This window comes from Streptomyces sp. col6 (assembly GCF_008042035.1).
In the GTDB taxonomy this organism is placed as follows: domain Bacteria; phylum Actinomycetota; class Actinomycetes; order Streptomycetales; family Streptomycetaceae; genus Streptomyces.
In genome coordinates this window covers 1-3,308 of the sequence record NZ_RDBL01000053.1, presented here as the reverse complement: position 1 = coordinate 3,308, position 3,308 = coordinate 1, and the positions used below count along the sequence as shown (strand labels likewise).

The following is a 3,308-nucleotide window of genomic DNA, read 5'->3' as shown; positions in this document are numbered from 1 at the left end:
GCATCGCGACCTCCGGCCTGAAATGAACGGGCGCCGAGGAGGGGGCCGGGGCGCCCGTTCATTTCAGGCCGGAGGTCGCGATGCCCTGCGTGAAGTGGCGCTGGAGGACGAGGAAGACGGCGACGACCGGGAGCACCACGAGGAAGGCGCCGGCCATCAGTACGCCGTTGGAGCCGGCGGCCTTGGTCGGGTCGGTGGCGAAGGTGGCGAGGGCGACCGGCAGGGTGTACTTGTCGGGGTCGTTCGTCGCGACGAGCGGCCACAGGAAGTTGTTCCAGGAGCCGAGGAACACGAAGATCGACAGGGTGGCGAGGGCGGGCTTGACCAGGGGGAGCACGATCCGCCAGAAGATGTACCACTCGCCGGCGCCGTCGATGCGGGCCGCTTCGAGGAGTTCGTCGGGGATGGCCATCATGAACTGCCGCATGAGGAAGACGCCGAACGCGCCGGCCGCGAAGGGCAGGATGAGCCCCGCGTAGCTGTCGAGCAGTCCCATCTTGCTCATCATCACGAACTGGGGCAGCAGCATCAGGTTGCCCGGCACCATCAGGGCGCCCAGGACGACCCCGAGCACGGCTTTCCTGCCCGCGAAGTTCAGCTTGGCCAGGGCGTACCCGAGCATCGAGCAGAACACCAGGTTGCAGACGGTCACGACGACCGCGACCACCGCGGAGTTCATGAAGTTGCGCGCGATGTCCATCAGGTCGAGCAGTTCGCGGAAGTTCGCGAGGGTCCACTCGGTGGGGATCCAGACCGGCGGGCTCGCGCCCAGGTCCTTCGGCGTCTTGAAGGCCGATACGGCCATCCACAGGAAGGGCGCGGACATGACGACCAGGCCCACGGTGAGCAGCGTGTACGTGAGTGCCGTGGTTCCCGGCCTGCGCGAGGTGGCCGTGCGTCCCGGCTTCGGCAGGCGCGTGGTGCGGGGCTCGGTTGCGCTCATCGGGTCTTGTCCTTCAGCAGGCGGAACTGGAGCAGCGTGACGGCCAGGACGATCGTGAACAGGACGTAGGCCATGGCGCTCGCGGAGCCCATGTGGAAGAAGCTGAACCCTTCCTTGTACATGTGCAGCGACACCGTGAGCGTGCTGTCGCCGGGCCCGCCGTCGGTCATCACGAAGGGTTCCTCGAAGACGTTGAGGAAGCCGATGGTGGTCATCACCGCGACGTACAGCATGGTCGGCCGCAGCAGGGGGACCGTGATCCGGCGGAACTCCTGGAAGGCGCCCGCGCCGTCCAGCCTGGCTGCCTCGCGGACCTCGACCGGGATGGCCTGGAGGCCGGCGAGGAAGAGGACCATCGCGGTGCCCATGTTGCGCCAGACCGCCATGACGATCAGGGACGGCATCGCCAGCGTCTTGGAGGCGAGGAAGTCCGGCGTGGAGAAGCCGAGCTGCGCGCCCAGGCCGGCGATCAGGCCCTCCGAGGGGTCGAGCACGAACCGCCAGATGACGGCCACCGCGACGATGGCGGTGACCACGGGTACGTAGAAGCCGACCCGGAAGAAGGTCCGGAAGCGGTCGATGCCGGAGTTGAGGAGCACGGCGGCGACCAGTCCGCTGCCGATGGTCAGGGGCACGCCCAGCACCACGAAGTAGCAGGTGTTGAAGAGCGCCTTCATGAACTTCGGGTCGTCGAAGAGCGCGGTGTAGTTGTCCAGGCCGACGAAGTGCGCGTCGAGCGGGTGGGTGACGTTGCGCAGGCCGAAGTCGGTGAAGCTCATGAGGAGCGTCGCGATGATCGGGAACGCCATGAAGGTCAGGAACAGGGCCAGGAACGGCGTCGAGTACAGCCAGCCGGCGAGGTTCTGCCGGGAGAGCCGGTCGGGGCGGAGCTCCGGGCCCGTCGGGGCCTGCTGTCCGGGAGGGCCGCCGGCCTGGGCCGGGGCGCGGTCCGGGCCGGCCCCGGCCCGGGTGGCGGCGGTCTTCACTGGGAGATCAGCCCCTCCGTGGTCGCCTGGAGCTTCTTGGCCTCGGAGGCAGGGTCACCGCCCTGCGCGATCTTCTCCAGGGTGCCCTCGATGGCCGCGGCGATCTCGTTCCACTTCTCCAGGGCCGGGATCTCCTTGCCGGTGTCCAGGGCGCCGCGGAAGACCTTCAGGCTGTCGGCCTCGGCGCTGTCCTTGATCTCCGGCCGGTCGTAGGCGGCCTTGGCGGCGGGGAGGGACTTGGTCGCCCCGTACCAGGCGGCCTGCGTCTCGGGGGTGGTCAGGTACTGCGTGAACTTCTCGGCGGCGGCCTTGTGCTCGCTGTCCTTGAAGGTCACCAGCGAGGCGCCGCCGACCCAGGAAACGGACCCCTTCGGGCCGGCGGGCAGCGGGGCGGTCTTCCACTTGCCCTTGAGCTGCGGCTGCTGCTCGTTGAGGTTCTGGACCATCCAGGGGCCGGACATGAACGTCGGCTCCTCGCCCTTGGCGAAGGTCTTGGCGACGTCGGCGCCGGGCACGAAGTTCTTCTTGGCCAGCCCGTCCTTGAAGTAGCTGCCCCACGTCTCGAACGCCTTCACGGCCTCCGGGGAGTCGAGCGCGGCCTTGCCGTCGGCGTCGGTGAGGCTGCCGCCCTCGGAGTACAGGAACTGGAGCCAGCTCTGCCAGGCGCCGGTGTTGCCGGGCTGGAGGGCGGTGCCCCACTGGGCGCCGTTCTTCTTGTACGCCTCCGCCAGCGCGTGGTGGTCCGCCCAGGTGACCGGGGCCTTGTCGACGCCCGCCGTCTTCGCGAGGTCGGTGCGGTAGTAGAGGCCGCGTACGTCGGCGTACCACGGGACGCCGTAGGCGGTGCCGTCCACCACGTTGCTGTTCCAGGTGGCGGGGAAGAAGTCCGACTTCTTGAAGGTCTTGGTGTTCACCGGCTCCAGCACGTCGAGCGCGATGTACTGCCCCATCATCGTGGAGCCCATCTGCGCCATGTCGGGGAGCTTCCCGGCGGCCGCGGCGGCGGTCATCTTCTGGCCGACGACGTCCCAGCCGATCGGGGTCACCTTGACGGTGACGTTCGGGTTGTCCTTCTCGAAGTCCTTGGCGACCTCGGCCAGCCGCTTGGCCTCCTCGCCCATGCCCCAGACGGTCAGGGTCTGCTTGGCGTCGGCGGACTGCTGCGCGCCGCTGCCGCCACCGCAGGCGGTGAGGGACAGGGCGGCGGCCACTGCGACGGAGATGCCTGCGACGGTCTTGGCGGGGCGTGCCATGGAGCTCCTCCTCGAGCTGTGTATGCGCTATCTGAAAGCGCATACAGAACTCTGCGATACGGGCCTGGATGGCTCAAGAGGGATGGGATAACGCTTGGGTAACGTGGGGGGTGGCGGGGTTGACCG

Annotated in this window: 3 protein-coding genes; all 3 read right to left on the bottom strand. The window is 68.4% G+C overall.

Going from position 1 to position 3,308, the window contains the following annotated elements; all coding sequences use genetic code 11:
- Positions 1-58: 58 nt before the first annotated feature.
- Genes EAO73_RS35140 through EAO73_RS35130 form a run of 3 tightly spaced genes read right to left on the bottom strand, consistent with a single transcriptional unit; the run spans position 59 to position 3,182 of the window.
- The gene (locus tag EAO73_RS35140) at positions 59-943 is read right to left on the bottom strand and encodes a carbohydrate ABC transporter permease (RefSeq protein WP_147975591.1); all 885 of its coding nucleotides are present in this window, start codon (positions 941-943) and stop codon (positions 59-61) included.
- Positions 940-1,929, bottom strand: coding sequence for a carbohydrate ABC transporter permease (locus EAO73_RS35135; RefSeq protein WP_147975590.1), 990 nt, complete (start codon positions 1,927-1,929; stop codon positions 940-942). Before EAO73_RS35135 ends, EAO73_RS35140 begins: the two co-directional genes overlap by 4 nt.
- Entirely contained in the window at positions 1,926-3,182 is a 1,257-nt protein-coding gene (locus EAO73_RS35130) for an extracellular solute-binding protein (protein WP_147975589.1), read from the bottom strand. Before EAO73_RS35130 ends, EAO73_RS35135 begins: the two co-directional genes overlap by 4 nt.
- Positions 3,183-3,308 lie beyond the last annotated feature (126 nt).